12 protein-coding genes and 1 pseudogene are annotated in these 15326 nt (G+C 55.1%); 6 read left to right on the top strand and 7 right to left on the bottom strand.

Annotated elements, in window-relative coordinates; genetic code table 11:
* Positions 1-36 precede the first annotated feature (36 nt).
* Both ngg and ACIGCM_RS11330 read right to left on the bottom strand, forming a co-directional pair.
* The gene (ngg, locus tag ACIGCM_RS11335) at positions 37-1776 is read right to left on the bottom strand and encodes an N-acetylglutaminylglutamine synthetase (RefSeq protein ID WP_397502160.1); all 1740 of its coding nucleotides are present in this window, start codon (positions 1774-1776) and stop codon (positions 37-39) included.
* Between the two features lie 147 nt (positions 1777-1923).
* Positions 1924-3693 (bottom strand): N-acetylglutaminylglutamine amidotransferase, encoded by a 1770-nt coding sequence (locus ACIGCM_RS11330; protein WP_397502159.1) that lies wholly within the window; start codon positions 3691-3693, stop codon positions 1924-1926.
* Positions 3694-3804: 111 nt separating this feature from the next.
* On the opposite strand from ACIGCM_RS11330, the gene ACIGCM_RS11325 reads away from it, so the two are divergent.
* Positions 3805-4278: a MarR family winged helix-turn-helix transcriptional regulator gene (locus tag ACIGCM_RS11325; RefSeq protein ID WP_397502158.1), complete on the top strand. Its 474-nt coding sequence runs from the start codon at positions 3805-3807 to the stop codon at positions 4276-4278.
* A gap of 96 nt (positions 4279-4374) precedes the next feature.
* Here the strand turns inward: ACIGCM_RS11325 and mnmC are convergent, their stop codons facing one another.
* Positions 4375-6378, bottom strand: a complete 2004-nt coding sequence (gene mnmC, locus ACIGCM_RS11320) for a bifunctional tRNA (5-methylaminomethyl-2-thiouridine)(34)-methyltransferase MnmD/FAD-dependent 5-carboxymethylaminomethyl-2-thiouridine(34) oxidoreductase MnmC (protein WP_397502157.1) — start codon at positions 6376-6378, stop codon at positions 4375-4377.
* A gap of 209 nt (positions 6379-6587) precedes the next feature.
* Here mnmC and pap point away from each other — a divergent pair, with 209 nt between their 5' ends.
* Positions 6588-8075: a polyphosphate:AMP phosphotransferase gene (gene pap / locus ACIGCM_RS11315; protein WP_397502156.1), complete on the top strand. Its 1488-nt coding sequence runs from the start codon at positions 6588-6590 to the stop codon at positions 8073-8075.
* 121 nt (positions 8076-8196) lie between these two features.
* Positions 8197-9384, top strand: coding sequence for a thiolase family protein (locus ACIGCM_RS11310; protein ID WP_397502155.1), 1188 nt, complete (start codon positions 8197-8199; stop codon positions 9382-9384).
* Between the two features lie 79 nt (positions 9385-9463).
* Here ACIGCM_RS11310 and ACIGCM_RS11305 read toward each other — a convergent pair whose 3' ends face one another.
* The 4 genes and pseudogenes from ACIGCM_RS11305 to ACIGCM_RS11290 all read right to left on the bottom strand — a co-directional run bounded on the left by ACIGCM_RS11305 (position 9464) and on the right by ACIGCM_RS11290 (position 12656).
* Positions 9464-9673, bottom strand: coding sequence for a DUF6316 family protein (locus ACIGCM_RS11305; RefSeq protein ID WP_397502154.1), 210 nt, complete (start codon positions 9671-9673; stop codon positions 9464-9466).
* A 330-nt stretch (positions 9674-10003) separates the two neighbouring features.
* A pseudogene (locus ACIGCM_RS11300) lies at positions 10004-10145 on the bottom strand (flavodoxin family protein); the annotation flags it as partial.
* Positions 10138-11544: a class II fumarate hydratase gene (locus ACIGCM_RS11295; RefSeq protein WP_397502153.1), complete on the bottom strand. Its 1407-nt coding sequence runs from the start codon at positions 11542-11544 to the stop codon at positions 10138-10140. The pseudogene ACIGCM_RS11300 and the gene ACIGCM_RS11295, both read right to left, overlap by 8 nt.
* A 101-nt stretch (positions 11545-11645) precedes the next feature.
* Positions 11646-12656, bottom strand: a complete 1011-nt coding sequence (locus ACIGCM_RS11290) for a DUF2804 domain-containing protein (protein ID WP_397502152.1) — start codon at positions 12654-12656, stop codon at positions 11646-11648.
* A gap of 256 nt (positions 12657-12912) precedes the next feature.
* Here ACIGCM_RS11290 and ACIGCM_RS11285 point away from each other — a divergent pair, with 256 nt between their 5' ends.
* The 3 genes from ACIGCM_RS11285 to ACIGCM_RS11275 all read left to right on the top strand — a co-directional run bounded on the left by ACIGCM_RS11285 (position 12913) and on the right by ACIGCM_RS11275 (position 15290).
* Positions 12913-13413 (top strand): DUF2059 domain-containing protein, encoded by a 501-nt coding sequence (locus ACIGCM_RS11285; protein ID WP_397502151.1) that lies wholly within the window; start codon positions 12913-12915, stop codon positions 13411-13413.
* 128 nt (positions 13414-13541) lie between these two features.
* Positions 13542-13847, top strand: a complete 306-nt coding sequence (locus tag ACIGCM_RS11280; RefSeq protein ID WP_397502150.1) for a BolA family protein — start codon at positions 13542-13544, stop codon at positions 13845-13847.
* A gap of 504 nt (positions 13848-14351) precedes the next feature.
* Positions 14352-15290: a rhodanese-related sulfurtransferase gene (locus ACIGCM_RS11275; protein ID WP_397502149.1), complete on the top strand. Its 939-nt coding sequence runs from the start codon at positions 14352-14354 to the stop codon at positions 15288-15290.
* Positions 15291-15326 lie beyond the last annotated feature (36 nt).

Here is a 15326-nt window from a genome sequence, read left to right as displayed (position 1 = left end):
ACGTGCATGGGCACGCCAGCGCTCAGTGCTGATGGCTTACTTGACGCCGCGACTCAGCGGAAATAACAAGTCTATAAAGCGCTCGGCGGTCGGCTGGGGCTCGTGATTGGCGAGTCCGGCACGCTCATTGGCTTCAATAAATACGTATTCGGGTTGGTCAGCCGCTGGCACCATAAGGTCCAGCCCGACCACGGGGATGTCGAGTGCACGTGCCGCTCTGACTGCGGCATCTGCGAGCACTGGATGGAGTATGTCGGTAACATCTTCAAGGCTGCCGCCCGTGTGCAGGTTGGCAGTCTTGCGCACGAACATACGCTTACCCGCAGGCAAGACGCTGTCGTAATCAAGCCCCGCAGCTTGCAGGGTGCGTAGGGTTTCAGTGTCCTTGGGGATTTTGCTTTCGCCATCGGTTGCAGCTTGGCGGCGACGGCTTTGGGAGTCGATCAAATCGCCAATGCTGTGCCGACCGTCACCCATGATTTCTGCTGGGCAGCGTATCGCGGCGGCCACCACTTCAAAGCCGATTACGACGATACGCAGGTCGAATCCCTCATGGAAACTTTCGAGTAACACGCGCTCATCAAACATTTTGGCGCGTTCGATGGCGTCGTGAACTTCCGTTGGGTTGCGCAGATCGACAGCAACGCCTTGGCCTTGCTCGCCATCGACCGGCTTGACGACTACCCGTTGGTGAGTGGCCAGAAACGCCGCGTTTTCTTCAGCGTTACCAGCCAGTCGCTGCGCGGGCATGCTCAAGCCCGCACGACTCAGCGTGCGGTGGGTAAGGCGTTTGTCTTGGCACAGGGTCATGCTCACGGCACTGGTCAGGTCAGTGAGTGATTCGCGGCAGCGAATACGCCGGCCCCCGTGGTTGAGGGTAAACAGACCGGCTTCGGCATCATCAACGCTCACTTCAATGCCCCGGCGCATGGCTTCATCGACGATGATCCGTGCATACGGGTTCATTTCGCTTTCCGGGCCAGGACCGATAAACAGGGTTTGGTTGATGCCGTTTTTACGCTTGATACTGAAGGTCTGCAGTTCGCGGAAGCCAAGCTTCGCGTAGAGACGTTTGGCCTGTGTATTGTCGTGCAGTACCGATAGGTCAAGGTGGCTCAGGCCACGGCTCATTGAGTGTTCAATCAAGTGACGCACCAGCACTTCGCCGACACCTGGGCGCGAGCAGTGAGGATCAACCGCCAGGCACCACAAACTGCTGCCGTTTTCCGGGTCTCGGTAAGCCCGTACATGGTTGAGGCCCATGACGCTGCCGATCACAGAACCATTGTCTTGATCCTCTGCCAGCCAATAGGTTGGGCCACCTTGTTCGTAAGGGGTCAGCTTTTCAGGATCGATGGGTTGCATGCCGTGTAGCTGGTAAAGGCAGTTGATGGCCTGCCAGTCTTCAGCATTTTGTGCGCGGCGGATGTTATAGCCACGAAAGCCACGGCGCGCAGGGCGGTAGTCCGAGAACCAGATACGCAAAGTGTCGGAGGGGTCGAGAAACAGTTGCTGCGGAGCGTGCGCCAGCACTTGATGCGGTGCCGCTACGTATAGCGCAATATCACGCTCGCCGGGTTCTTCGGTGATCAGTTCGTTGGCCAGTGCAGCTGCATCGGGGAAGGTGTGACCAATCAGGAGCCGGCCCCAACCGCAATGCACCGCTGCCGGCTCACTGGGTTGAGTTTCACGGTCTTCGGCGAGTCGTGCTTGCAGGCGCTCATAAGTGGGAGCTTGGCCGCGCAAAAGGCGCTGGTTGTAGGCATTGGCACGCATTGGAACTGTTCCTTTGCTTTGCGAATCCCCGAATTGAATCCGGGTTATTAAAATATGCGTTAACCCGACGCATAGGTCGGGTTAACGTGAGTTTGCACGACAGTCAGTGGATGCAAGTGACTGCTGCAACAGTTTATTGACCGCGATTTACAGGCCCTGTTCGCTGAGCCACAAATTCAGTGCGGCCATTTGCCAGAGTTTGGAGCCGCGCAGGGGCGTCAATTGGCCTGCAGGGTCGCTTAACAGCTTATCCAGCATGGCCGGATTGAATACGCCACGGTTCTGACTTGGGTCAGTCAGCAGGTCGCGAACCCAGCCCAGTGTTGCGCCTTCAAGGTGTTTAAGGCCCGGAACCGGGAAATAGCCTTTTTTGCGGTCGATGACTTCTGACGGGATAACCTTGCGGGCGGCTTCCTTGAGTACGTATTTGCCGCCCTCTGGTAGCTTGAACTGACCAGGTACACGCGCTGACAATTCCGCCAGGCGGTAATCAAGGAATGGGGTGCGCGCCTCCAGTCCCCAAGCCATGGTCATGTTGTCCACCCGCTTGACTGGGTCATCGACCAGCATCACCGTGCTGTCGAGGCGCAGGGCTTTGTCGACAGCCGCGCTGGCACCCGGTTGGGCGAAATGTTCACGGACAAATTCACCCGCGTGGTCATCAGTCAGCCAAGCAGGCTGCACGCAGGCTGCGTATTCGTCGTGTTCACGGTCGAAGAAGGCTTTGCGATAAGCGGCAAAGGCATCATCAGCACCATCAACCAACGGGTACCAGTGATAACCGGCGAATAGCTCATCAGCACCTTGCCCGCTCTGTACCACCTTGCAGTGTTTGGCCACTTCGCGCGACAGCAGGTAAAAAGCGATGCAGTCGTGGCTGACCATCGGCTCGCTCATCGCTCTAAACGCTGCTGGCAGCTCATCGAGAATCTCGTTCTCGCCAATGCGCAGTTGGTGATGATTGGTCTCGAAGCGCTCAGCAATCAGGTCAGAATACTGGAATTCATCGCCACGCTCGCCACCGGCATCTTGGAAGCCAATCGAGAAGGTCGAAAGGTTTTCAACCCCGGCCTCACGCAGCAGGCCAACCAGCATGCTTGAGTCAACACCGCCTGAAAGCAATACACCCACATCGACTGCAGCGCGTTGACGAATCGAAACCGCTTCGCGCATGCCATCGAGTACTTGGTCGCGCCAATCTTCAAAGCTGTAGTTTGCTTCATCAGGGCGAGGGCCGAAGTCGAGCTTCCACCAGCTTTGCTGCTCGCAGTTGCCTTTGGCATCTATGCGCATCCAGCTTGCCGCTGGAAGCTTTTCAACGTCTGCCAGAATAGTGCGAGGCGCTGGAACGACGGCATGGAAGTTGAGGTAATGGTTCAGCGCAATCGGGTCGAGCGTCTTGCCGATATCGCCGCCCTTGAGCAGGGCAGGCAGGCTCGATGCGAAACGCAGGCGCTGGCCGGTTCGCGACATATACAGCGGTTTGATGCCAAGGCGGTCACGGGCGATAAACAGCTCTTGGCTGTCGCGCTCCCAGACGGCAAAGGCAAACATGCCGTTGAGCTTGGGCAGCATATCTTTGCCCCAAGCGTGATACCCCTTGAGCAATACTTCGGTGTCACCGCCTGAGAAAAAGCGATAACCCAAAGCTTCAAGCTCAGCGCGTAGTTCGGGGTAGTTGTAGATAGCGCCATTAAAGACCATGGACAAGCCCAGATCGCTATCGATCATCGGCTGGCCTGATGCCTCTGCGAGGTCCATGATTTTTAGTCGGCGATGGCCGAGGGCAATAGGGCCTTGGCTGTGAAAGCCATGGGCATCTGGGCCGCGAGGGGCCAGATGATGGGTAATTCGCTCAACTGCAGCCAAGTCGGCTGGTTGATTATCAAAGCGTAGTTCACCTGCTATTCCGCACATATATCCTTACCGGAGTTGCCGTTGGGGAGCTGTTCTGTGTTGCTTAAGCTTTTACACCAAAACAAAAAAATGCTTTCATGTCAAAGTTTGTGGCAGCTAGTAGATAGATAAATGGCAGATAAAAAAGTTTCAACTGAAATTAAATTGTCATCCGTTGTGGCGTTTGAAATGCCGATCTTTCAAGCCTTGAGGCGTCTCCAGCAAGCCGGTGAGGTGCATGCCAAGCGCTTGAGCCGCTTTGGTGATTTGACACCAATGCAACTGATGGTTCTGCAAGTGCTGGAAAAAGAATCACGGATAACCGCCAGTGATTTGAGCGGGCAAGTGAGCCTTACCGCCGCCACATTGTCAGGTTTGCTTGATCGCCTGGAGGAGCGCAACTTGATGCACCGCCAGCGTGATGATCAGGACCGGCGTCGCCAATGGTTATTGATCAGCGATCAAGGCCGTGAATTATTGAAGCGCGCGCCGTCGTTGTTACCGCCGGAATTTAATCAGCGTTTAGCGGCGATTCCTGAATGGGAACGGCACAACCTGACCGCCGCACTGCTTCGCGCCGCCGAGTTCTGTGGTGATGACGAGTAGGGCTGGTAAATATACCGAATGTTTGTGGCTGAAAATGGTGGATGAAAAGGCGTCATCCGCTACGGCTGGGTGCAGCAGATTTCAGGACGCCTTTGGCTAAAGGTTGCGGATCAGCTTTCGTAATACAAAGCGATTGGGGTGGCAGCCCTCGGCAACATCACGCGGGACAGGCAATGGTTCGTCGTTAAGCCAGGCGGCGATTATCTCGCCTGACAATGGCGCGGTGATCAGGCCACGAGAGCCGTGGCCGCTGTTGATATACAAGCCGTCCAGCCAGGGGCAAGGTATGTCCGGTATCTGTCGGGCATCCTTGCGCAGCACGCTGTAACGGTCGAGAAACGCCTGGTGATCAGCCAGTGGGCCAACGATGGGCAAATAGTCTGGGCTGGTGCAGCGAAAGGCTGCGCGTCCGGCTAGGGACTCAGGAGTTTGCTGCGCGATATTCAGGCGGTTGCTGAGGTCGGGTGATATCTCTTCCAGCATCTGCAAGTTACCAATGTGGTCGGCGCTGTTGAGGCTTAAATCATCACTGTCAAAGTCGAAGCTGGCCCCCAGTGTGTGTTCGCCTAGACGAGCCGGGGCGACGTAGCCTTGGGCGCAAACAACCGTGATAAGTGCGCTGCTCGCTGCGGTCTGTTTTAAGCTGCTGATTTGCCCGCGAATACGTTTGAGTGGCAGCTCAATGCTGTAGGCAAAGCCCTTAATATCGGCAGCTCCAGCCAGAACCACGACTTCAGCGCTGGCCAATAACCGCTCGCCATCCCAGGCTTGCCATTGATTACCCGCACGCAGAAGTTGCAGGGCATTATGTTGGCTGAGCAGATTTATAGTTGGATAACGCGTTAGCAGCTCACACAATGCGGGCGGGTGTACCCAGCCTGCCTCTGGATAAAACAAGCCGCCAGCGGGTAGTTGGGTGCCGGCCAATTGCTCAGCGGTGTGCTGATCGATTTGCTGCAACAGCCCCTGTGGGAATGCGTCGGCAAGTTTGCTTTGCCGTTTGTGCTCCTGCTGGTTAAACGCGAGCTGCAAGACGCCACAGTCATCCCAATCCTGGCCTCTCTCCAAACGCTCAAGCAGCCGTCTTGTGTAACCAAAACCACTGACGATCAAGCGCGACAGAGCGGTGCCATGGGCGGAGAGCTTTAGGTATAGCACCCCTTGCGGATTACCCGAGGCCTCCTGAGCTATTGCAGCGTGCCGCTCCAGCAGGCTGACCTGCCAACCCCGAGAGGCGAGGCTCGCGGCCGTGGCGCAACCGGCAAGGCCTGCGCCAATAACGAGGGCGTGGCGGTTGGCAACCTTGAGCAGCGCGCGGCTATACCATGGTTTGACTTGGCTGGTTTGTACCTCTGTTGGTCGTTCATTTGGCTCAATGAAGTGGCCTTTCAGTACGTGCCATTTGCCGCCAATTCCTGCCACCCGTTTGATCTTGAAACCCGCATCTTTCAGTGCGCGACGTACATCCCCAGCACTGGTGAAAGAGCCAAGAGTGGTTCCCGGTGCTGACAGGCGAGCGATTTCGGCAAACAGCTGAGCTGACCACATGTCTGGGTTTTTCGCCGGCGCAAAACCGTCGAGAAACCATGCATCCACCCGCGCATCCAACTGGCTGAGCATCTCCCAAGCATCGCCGATCAGTAGATCCAGGGTGATGCGCCCGTTGTCGAACTGCAAGCGCTGGAACCCCGGATGAATCGCCACATACTGCGCTAACAAAGCCTGAGTAAAAGTTGCCAGCTCAGGCCAGAGACTCAGGGCGCGCTGCAGGTCGGCGCGGCTCAACGGGTATTTCTCAACACTGACAAAATGCAGGCGAGCATCAGCTACAGCATGCTGTTCAAACAACTGCCATGCACAGAAAAAATTCAAACCCGTGCCGAATCCGGTTTCAGCGATGGTCAGTTGTTGATGGTCTGTGAGGGTGCTAAAGCGTTGGGCAAGGTCATTGTTGTGCAGAAACACGTGGCGCGTTTCTTCTATCCCTTGTTGGGATGAAAAATACACATCATCAAATACTGAGGAGAGCGGGTGGCCCTGATCATCCCAGTTAAGCTGTGCTAGCGGGTGCTGGGTTGGGGGTTGTGCTCGCTCAGTCATGGTCTTCGCTCGGGGAGTTAGGCGCGCATTCTAGCTGAATCTGACGGTGAACCCTCCCTCAGTGACGTTCCGGTGGCCGCACAATCAAGACAACAGTTGCGCTAATCCGCTAGTCTGAAACAAGTTTATCGTCTGTTGGCGTTTCGGGCACTGAAGCTGGCTTCGGCATGGCCGGGAACGAAAGGGCAACAGACCCTATGGAGAGGCATATGTTCGAGTCTGCAGAGATTGGTCGCACTATTGACAAGGAAACCTTTGATGATGCTGAGCCAGCACTGCGTGAAGCCTTGCTTGAGGCTCAATATGAACTGCAGCAGCAAAAGCGCTTCCCCGTCATCATCTTGATCAACGGGATAGAGGGTGCGGGGAAGGGGGAGACCGTCAAGCTACTCAATGAGTGGATGGACCCGCGACTGATTGAGGTCAACACCTTTGACTCTCCCACTGATGAAGAGCTGGCCAGACCTGCTGCCTGGCGCTATTGGCGTCAGTTACCGGCCAAGGGCCGTATCGGCATTATGTTTGGCAATTGGTACAGCCAGATGTTGCAGGGGCGAGTGCATGGGCGCTTCAAAAATGCGGCGTTAGACCAAGCCATTGATACCGCTGAAAGCCTTGAGCGCATGCTGTGCGATGAAGGCGCGCTTATATTCAAATTCTGGTTTCATCTGTCGAAAGACCAGATGAATGCACGGCTTGAAACCCTCAAGGATGATCCGCTACACAGTTGGCGCATTAGCCCATTGGATTGGCAACAGTCGAAAACCTATGACAAGTTTGTGCGCTACGGTGAGCGTGTCTTGCGCCGCAGTAGTCGCGATTACGCGCCTTGGTACGTGGTTGAGGGTGTCGATGAAAACTATCGCAACCTCACGGTTGGCCGCATCCTGTTAGAAGGCTTGCAAGCTGCCCTGAAAGTTAAAGATCGACCCGTCCCCCAACCCCATGCAGCGCCATTAACCTCTGCGCTTGATGGCAGCGGTCTGCTCGACAGTCTGGACATGACCCAAGCGCTGGAGAAAGACGATTACAAAGAGCAATTGGCGACTGAGCAGGCACGGCTATCGGGTTTGATGCGTGACAAGCGTATGCGCAAACATTCGGTGGTCGCGGTGTTCGAGGGTAACGATGCGGCGGGTAAGGGGGGCGCTATTCGCCGCGTTGCAGCTGCGATGGACCCGCGCCAGTACCGCATCATTCCAACTGCCGCACCCACCGATGAAGAATTGGCTCAACCCTATTTGTGGCGGTTCTGGCGGCATGTGCCGGCGCGTGGCAAGTTCTGCGTTTTTGACCGCTCGTGGTATGGCCGGGTACTGGTTGAGCGGGTCGAGGGTTATTGCTCGCCAGCTGATTGGCTGCGTGCCTATGGCGAGATCAATGATTTTGAAGAGCAGCTAACCGAGGCCGGGGCGATTGTTGTTAAGTTCTGGCTGGCGATAGACCCAGACGTGCAGCTGGAGCGCTTCAAGGCGCGTGAAAAAATCCCATTCAAGCGTTTCAAGATTACTGAAGACGACTGGCGTAATCGTGATAAGTGGCCGCAATATCGTGACGCGGTTGGGGACATGGTCGATCGAACCAGCACGTCGATCGCCCCCTGGACCTTGGTCGAGGCCAATAACAAGCACTTCGCCCGGGTTAAGGTGATTCGCACAATCAATGAAGCGCTTGAGGCGGCGTTTGCTAAAGACTAGCCGCGGCTTATGCGCAACATATTTGTGGTGAATGATCATCGCATACGAGCATTGTACGAACTTATGCTCAAGCCAACACTCGCTCCAGGTAGCGGGCCCGTACTCAACATGGAGAACAGCTATGCGCGAAGTCGTGATTGTCGAAAGTGTCAGAACCGGTCTGGCTAAGTCTTTCCGCGGAAAATTCAATATGACCCGGCCGGACGACATGGCTGCGCATTGTGTCAACGCATTGCTTGAGCGCACCGGCATTGATCCTAAACTGGTGGACGATTGCATCGTTGGCGCAGGCTCCAACGAAGGTGCGCAAGGCATGAACATCGGCCGTAACGTCGCTGTATTGTCTGGTTTAGGCACGCACGTCGCCGGTATGACACTCAATCGCTACTGCTCATCAGGTTTGCAATCGATTGCGATTGCCGCGAACCAGATTGCCTCCGGTTGCAGTGACGTGATTGTCGCGGGCGGTGTTGAATCAATCAGCTTGACCATGAAAAGCATCAACATGGACAACCTTTACAACCCGATTCTGCAGGAAAATGTCCCTGGAATTTATTACCCGATGGGGCGAACGGCTGAAGTTGTGGCTCGTCGCTATAACATCAGTCGCGAAGCGCAGGACGCACTTGCCTTGCAAAGCCAGCAACGTACTGCCGACGCACAGAAGGCCGGGCTATTCGCTGATGAAATCGTGCCGATGAAGGTCAGTTACCAAGTCGAAGATAAGGCCACTGGTGAGAAATCAATCGTTGAGGGTGTGGTTGATCGCGACGATTGCAACCGTCCGGACACCACACTCGAAAGCCTTCAAGGTTTGAAACCCGTGTTCGCGGAAGACGGTTCGGTCACTGCTGGCAACGCTTCACAGCTGTCAGATGGCGCTTCAATGACTCTGATCATGAGCCTGGATAAAGCCCTTGAATTGGGTCTTAAGCCAAAGGCCTACTTCCGCGGCTTTACCGTAGCGGGTTGTGAGCCGGATGAAATGGGTATCGGGCCTGTCTATGCGGTGCCTAAATTGCTCAAGGCCAAGGGCCTGGAGGTAAGCGACATCGATTTGTGGGAGCTCAATGAAGCTTTCGCATCGCAGTGTCTCTATTGCCGCGATGAGTTAGGGATCGATAACGATAAGTACAACGTTAACGGCGGTTCGATCTCGATTGGTCACCCCTTCGGCATGACGGGCTCACGACTGGTCGGCCATATGATCCGTGAGCTTCAGCGTCGCGAACTGCGCTATGGTGTTGTGACTATGTGTGTGGGCGGGGGCATGGGTGCGGCTGGGTTGTTTGAGGCTTATCAAGCCTGACCCTAAGGGTGGGTGGACAAGCGCCATCCACCCTTGTCGGCCCGTGTAAATGGTGACAGGTAAACCTCATCCCCGGGCGCTAGAACGCTCGACTCTCAATTAGCCTGTGCGCTTGAATCATGCGTTGCACGTAGCGGTCGATGTGGTGTTCGGCATCGACGCGGGTGAAGTAGGGGCCTTCCAGCGTGCCTTCGCGAGTCGAAAAAAAATACTGACCGTTCACCGAACTGATGCGATCACTGCGGTAGTGCGTGTTGGGTCCGGGGTCAATAGCGCGTTGGCCTAGCATGGATACATCCTCAGTTGACGAACCTGTGAGAAACAACTGCGCTACATTTCTCATCGGCTCATTCGACACACGGTTTTTTATGAGTGTAATAGCCAACCCGAATCCTGTCTTGCAGGGCGACAAGTGGTTGTTTTTATAGGCCTTTAGTTTGAATTGGCAGTATTTTGGCGGCGATTAAATGACTTTTCTGCCGGTGCCTTATTATGCCCGTTCACCCAAACTTTCAGAGTCACGCCACTTTTTCGAATATTCATGACCCTAATGGTGGGTGGAAAAACGTCACCCACCCAGGTCGGCCCCTGTAACTGGTGACAGGTAAACGTCATCCCCGCCCACGCTGCGTGCACCCTGTGTGTAGGCATCACAGAGTGCATGGCAAAGACTGCTGCATTTCGGCGTTCCAAAGAATCATCAAGATGCGTTTGCCGTCGCCCTCAACGGGCGTGGCACCGCTCTTGATTGGCTCAGTCATGGTGAGGTTCGAGCATGTTTTCTGGGCGAACCCATTGGTCAAACTCTTCAGCGCTTAGGTGGCCCAATTCTATGGCAGCCTCACGCAAGGTTGTGCCGTCGTGATACGCCTTTTTCGCGACTTCAGCGGCCTTGTCGTAACCGATATGCGGGTTGAGTGCCGTTACCAGCATCAAGCCGTTATCGAGGTGCTTGGCCATCTGCTGTGCATCAGGCTCCAGCCCAGCAATGCAGTGTTGCTGAAAGTTGCTGCAACCATCGGCCAATAAGCGAATTGACTGCAAGATGTTGTAGATGATTACCGGCTTAAACACATTCAGTTGCAGCTGACCCTGACTGGCGGCAAAACTGATGGTGGCATCATTGCCCATCACTTGGCAGGCCAGCATTGATAAGGCCTCGCACTGTGTTGGATTGACCTTGCCCGGCATGATTGAGCTGCCCGGCTCATTGGCCGGTAACCTCACTTCCGCAAAACCGGCGCGTGGCCCTGAGCCTAGCAAGCGCAGGTCATTGGCGATCTTCATCAAGCACACCGCCAAGGTTTTCAGTGCGCCGGACATATTGGTCAAGGGTTCATGGCCCGCCAGGGCTGCAAATTTGTTAGGCGCGCTGGTCAAAGGTAGACCGGTAAGGGCTGCGAGTTCGGCGGCGATTGCCTGGCCAAAACCTGGTGGTGAGTTCAAGCCGGTGCCCACCGCCGTGCCACCTTGGGCTAACTCACAAACAGCAGGCAAGGCAGCGCGAATGGCTCGTTCGGCGTAATTAAGCTGAGCGACAAAGGCCGACAGCTCCTGACCAAATGTGATGGGGGTTGCATCCATCATATGGGTGCGTCCGGTTTTCACCAGCTTACTGTGACGCGCCGACTGTTCTGCGAGCCCCCCGGACAGCTCGGCAATAGCCGGGAGCAGTTGCTGAGTAATCGCCCGCACTGTGGCAATGTGCATGGCGGTGGGGAAGCTGTCGTTGGAGCTTTGAGCGCGATTAACGTGATCATTTGGGTGAACCGGGCTCTTGCCGCCACGCTCACCAGTTGCCAGCTCATTGGCGCGCCCGGCAATCACTTCGTTAACGTTCATGTTGCTTTGCGTGCCGCTACCGGTTTGCCAGACCACCAGCGGAAACTGATTATCGTGCTGCCCGTTGATGATTTCGTCAGCCGCTTGTTCGATGAGCCGGGCAATGTCTTGGGGCAGGTCGCCAATGCGATCATTTACTCGTGCGGCGGCCTTTTTGATCAGTGCAAGCTCGTGCAGTACTGCCAGTGGCATGCGCTCTTGGCCAATGGCGAAGTTAATCAGTGAGCGTTGGGTCTGGGCACCCCAGTAAGCATCTTCTGGTACTTCAATTGGGCCGATGCTGTCTGTCTCGGTACGACCTGTCTCGGTACTACTCATGACACTCCTCCGATTGGTGTTCAAGTCAGTTTAGGTTGTATTTATACCCAACAGGTTCCCGATTCGTCGCTTATTCAGCAAAACCAAAGAGGGTCATTGCGCTACCAGCGTGCATCAGTGGTCCCGAGCCAACCCAGTGCGGCCTTTACGGGTACGTGTTCGCCTTGGGGGCTGAGCAGTTCGCCGTTGAAGTGACCGAACCACTGGCGGGTATCGGCAAAAAGTGGCCCGAGGTGCGGCGAGGCATGATGCAACTGGAGGGGGGTGAATGTCAGATCTACCCGCTGATCAGGGCTTTTGAGACTCCAGCTTGCCATTGGGTCAGTCTGGGTCGGTGCTATCTGGACATTATTTTCCAGCCGCTGTAATTCGCCACCAAACCACAGGGCGTTCTCTGAAAGGCCGCTGTAATCAGTCCAGTCGGTGCCAAAGTTGCCAGCAATTCCGCCGGGTGCAGCGAATGCAGCGCGCTTCCAGTGGCTATGGAGCGGCCAAACGCCGCGGCCGAAATCCATAGAGGCAAAGCTTCGGCCGGGCTCGCAGGCATAACTGCGATCACCTAGCTGGACACTGCCGATAATGGGTAAGCCGAGTTGGCGGCAGGTCGCGTGAAAAGTCTTTTCGCCCATAGGCGCAACTAAGTTGACAGACTCAAGGTGGCTTGGTCGCTGAATATCCAGCAAAACCTCAATCGGATGTCCACCAAAGTCGTTGGCGCTGAGGCTTAAACAAGCGCGTCCTGGGTATTCATTGAATTGGAATGACAGGTTGCGATGATTAAAAGCATGGCTTTGCTGGGGCTGGTCAGGCAGTTTGCACCCGCGCCCCAATATCCGCATTTGACTGAAGCTTGCGAGCTCACCGCTCGTAAGATCAAGAAAATGTGCAGCGCCATAACCCACGTAGTCAAGATTGGCTTGAGTGACTGAAAGCATCCACTTGGGCGTGGTGAAGCACCAGTGGTTCCAGCGTTTGCTTCGACCCCAGTGGTGAGCCAGTGCGCAATTAATTTGCGGGCGATTTGACCAGCCGACTACGTCAGGGTTGAGGGTGCCGTTGTCTAGGCATAAATCTGCCTGGGCAAGAGTAAAGGGGTATGTTGCGCTGTGCATGTTACACGTCCGTGTGGGTGCCACGCGGCCGCGCAGCAATTGTCAGATAATAGAGCATTTACGGCCGCGAGCATGCCTTTAGTGGGCAAACAGCTTCAAGTAATGGCAATTTGCCCAAAAGGCGCTGCGTGATCAAGTGCACAAACCCTACTTTTAGTGGGTAGGTTTGCGCAGTTTTGCGAATTATTCAGTGCTTGGGCACAAAATAGCTGTAGTGGCTGTCCAATCCAATTCAAACCTTTGTTAGGAGTCGCCAATGCCTCGTTTTCCGGTTCTATGCCTTGCTGCTGTGCTGTCGTGCGCCAGTGCTCAGGTGTTCGCAGATGCAGCCAGCCACGCAGCCGATGCTGAGCGGTTTTTACAATTAGCCCATGCCGACAAGCTTGCAGTGCCCGTTTATGCTCAGGTACAGCAGATGTTTGCCCAGCGTTATGCGCAAAGTGGCGCTGGCGGTGAAAAGAAGGCATTGCTTGAGACCTACCAAGCCAAAGCAGATGCGGTGCTCGACCAATCGATCAGCTGGAATAAGGTCAAGCCTGACCTTGTTAAGCTCTACACCACCAACTTTACTGAGCAAGAACTCAAAGAGTTGATCAAATTTTACGAGTCGCCAGTGGGTGCGAAAGTGCTCAAGACCATGCCCCGCCTGACCGCTCAATCAGCTGAGCTGACCCAGAGCAAGTTAGAGCCTGCGGTGCCTAAGGTTAATAAGCTGCTAGAAGACATGACCAAAGAGCTGGGCCCTAAAAAGTCCTGATCGGCGGCACATTCAGGCATTTTTTGGCTGGATGACAAAAATGGCTTTGGCTTGAGCTTTACACTTCGTAAACTCACCGCCTAAGCCATTTTTTTACGCTGCGATTAAGCATGCGTTTTGGAGTCAAGATGACCAAGCTAGCGCAGCTTGAAACCGCACTCGCCACCTTGCAGCCTGAGTATTTGCAGGTGTTGGATGAAAGCCACATGCACAGCCGTGGGCTTGAAACGCATTACAAGGCGGTGATCGTCAGCGATCAGTTTGAAGGGTTGAACTCTGTTAAGCGTCATCAGAAAGTCTATGCCAGCCTTGGCGACCTGATGAGCCAGATTCACGCTTTGGCCCTGCACACCTACACCCCGCAAGACTGGGCGAAAAACGCCAGCGCACCGGCATCCCCGACCTGCCTCGGCGGCAGCAAACACGACCATTGAGCGAGTTGGCCGTATATCCGTATCCGGTTTGAAGCTTTGTAGAGTGGTCGCCGCTCTTTTCGGCCACCATCCCATTCTCGGGCATTAGGATTGTATGTTCAGACCATGGTGGCCAAGCTTCGCGTTGACACACCCTACGCGAGCCAGCATTGGCAGCCACGTCTGCGCAACGCCTGTAGGGTGGTCGACGCCTTTTTCGGCCACCATCCCATTCTCGGGCATTAGGATTGTATGTTCAGGCCATGGTGGACACGGTTCGCGTGGTCACACCCTACGCGAGCCAGCATTGGCAGCCATGTCTGCGCAACGCCTGTAGGGTGGTCGACGCCTTTTTCGGCCACCATCCCATTCTCAGGCATTAGGGTTGTATGTTCAGACCATGGTGGCCAAGCTTCGCGTTGACACACCCTACGCGGGCGGCTGAAAAAAACGGTAAACTACCGCGCACCTGTAAATAATCACCAGTCCGCCCTTTACGTGGGTGACTACTGAGGACGTAAAAGCATGACCGACAAAATTGTCGTTGCAGCCTTGTACAAATTCGTCTCGCTGCCAGATTTCCATGAGTTGCGTGAGCCGCTGCTCAATACCCTAATTGAACACGGCGTGAAGGGCACACTGTTGATTGCCGAAGAAGGTATCAACGGTACGGTTTCAGGGAGCCGTGCAGGTATTGACGGGCTTTTTGCCTGGTTTGCCTTGGACCCACGACTGGCCGATGTCGATCACAAAGAGTCCTATTGCGATGAGCAGCCGTTCTACCGCACCAAGGTCAAATTAAAGAAAGAAATCGTTACCCTCGGCGTCGAAGGCGTTGACCCGAACAAGCAAGTCGGCACCTATGTTGAGCCTAAAGACTGGAACGCGCTAATTGCCGATCCGGAGGTGTTGCTGATTGATACCCGTAACGATTATGAAGTTTCTATTGGCACCTTCGACGGCGCTATCGACCCGAAGACCAAAACCTTCCGCGAGTTTCCTGAGTACATCAAAGCGAACTTCGATCCGGCTAAGCACAAGAAAGTCGCGATGTTCTGCACCGGTGGCATTCGTTGTGAAAAGGCTTCCAGTTACATGCTCAATCAAGGTTTCGAGGAGGTTTATCACCTGCAAGGTGGCATTCTTAAGTACCTGGAAGAAGTGCCTCAGGAAGAGTCGAGCTGGAAAGGTGACTGCTTTGTGTTCGATAACCGCGTCACCGTCCGCCATGACTTGAGCGAAGGTGAATACGACCAATGCCACGCTTGCCGTACGCCCATATCTGCGGCCGACCGCGAGTCTGAGTTGTTCACACCAGGGGTAAGTTGCCCGTATTGCTGGGATTCCTTGCCAGAGAAAACCCGCGACGGTGCCCGCGAGCGACAAAAGCAGATCGAGCTGGCCAAGGCGCGCAACATGCCGCATCCCCTTGGTTTTAATCCGCGTTTAAAAACACAAGGCTAAACCATGCAAACTCGCTTGCTGTATGTGATGGACCCG

The organism is Pseudomonas sp. NPDC078700, from assembly GCF_044542375.1.
Classification (GTDB): Bacteria; Pseudomonadota; Gammaproteobacteria; order Pseudomonadales; family Pseudomonadaceae; genus Aquipseudomonas.
Note: the sequence above shows the minus strand (reverse complement) of the source record. Positions and strands in the feature narration are given on the sequence as shown.

What these genes read in the sequence shown, in the direction of transcription:
- ngg (WP_397502160.1), bottom strand. Translation starts at nt 1,776, where the DNA reads ATGCGTGCCAATGCCTACAACCAGCGCCTTTTGCGCGGCCAAGCTCCC.
- ACIGCM_RS11330 (WP_397502159.1), bottom strand. Translation starts at nt 3,693, where the DNA reads ATGTGCGGAATAGCAGGTGAACTACGCTTTGATAATCAACCAGCCGAC.
- ACIGCM_RS11325 (WP_397502158.1), top strand. Translation starts at nt 3,805, where the DNA reads ATGGCAGATAAAAAAGTTTCAACTGAAATTAAATTGTCATCCGTTGTG.
- mnmC (WP_397502157.1), bottom strand. Translation starts at nt 6,378, where the DNA reads ATGACTGAGCGAGCACAACCCCCAACCCAGCACCCGCTAGCACAGCTT.
- pap (WP_397502156.1), top strand. Translation starts at nt 6,588, where the DNA reads ATGTTCGAGTCTGCAGAGATTGGTCGCACTATTGACAAGGAAACCTTT.
- ACIGCM_RS11310 (WP_397502155.1), top strand. Translation starts at nt 8,197, where the DNA reads ATGCGCGAAGTCGTGATTGTCGAAAGTGTCAGAACCGGTCTGGCTAAG.
- ACIGCM_RS11305 (WP_397502154.1), bottom strand. Translation starts at nt 9,673, where the DNA reads ATGCTAGGCCAACGCGCTATTGACCCCGGACCCAACACGCACTACCGC.
- ACIGCM_RS11295 (WP_397502153.1), bottom strand. Translation starts at nt 11,544, where the DNA reads ATGAGTAGTACCGAGACAGGTCGTACCGAGACAGACAGCATCGGCCCA.
- ACIGCM_RS11290 (WP_397502152.1), bottom strand. Translation starts at nt 12,656, where the DNA reads ATGCACAGCGCAACATACCCCTTTACTCTTGCCCAGGCAGATTTATGC.
- ACIGCM_RS11285 (WP_397502151.1), top strand. Translation starts at nt 12,913, where the DNA reads ATGCCTCGTTTTCCGGTTCTATGCCTTGCTGCTGTGCTGTCGTGCGCC.
- ACIGCM_RS11280 (WP_397502150.1), top strand. Translation starts at nt 13,542, where the DNA reads ATGACCAAGCTAGCGCAGCTTGAAACCGCACTCGCCACCTTGCAGCCT.
- ACIGCM_RS11275 (WP_397502149.1), top strand. Translation starts at nt 14,352, where the DNA reads ATGACCGACAAAATTGTCGTTGCAGCCTTGTACAAATTCGTCTCGCTG.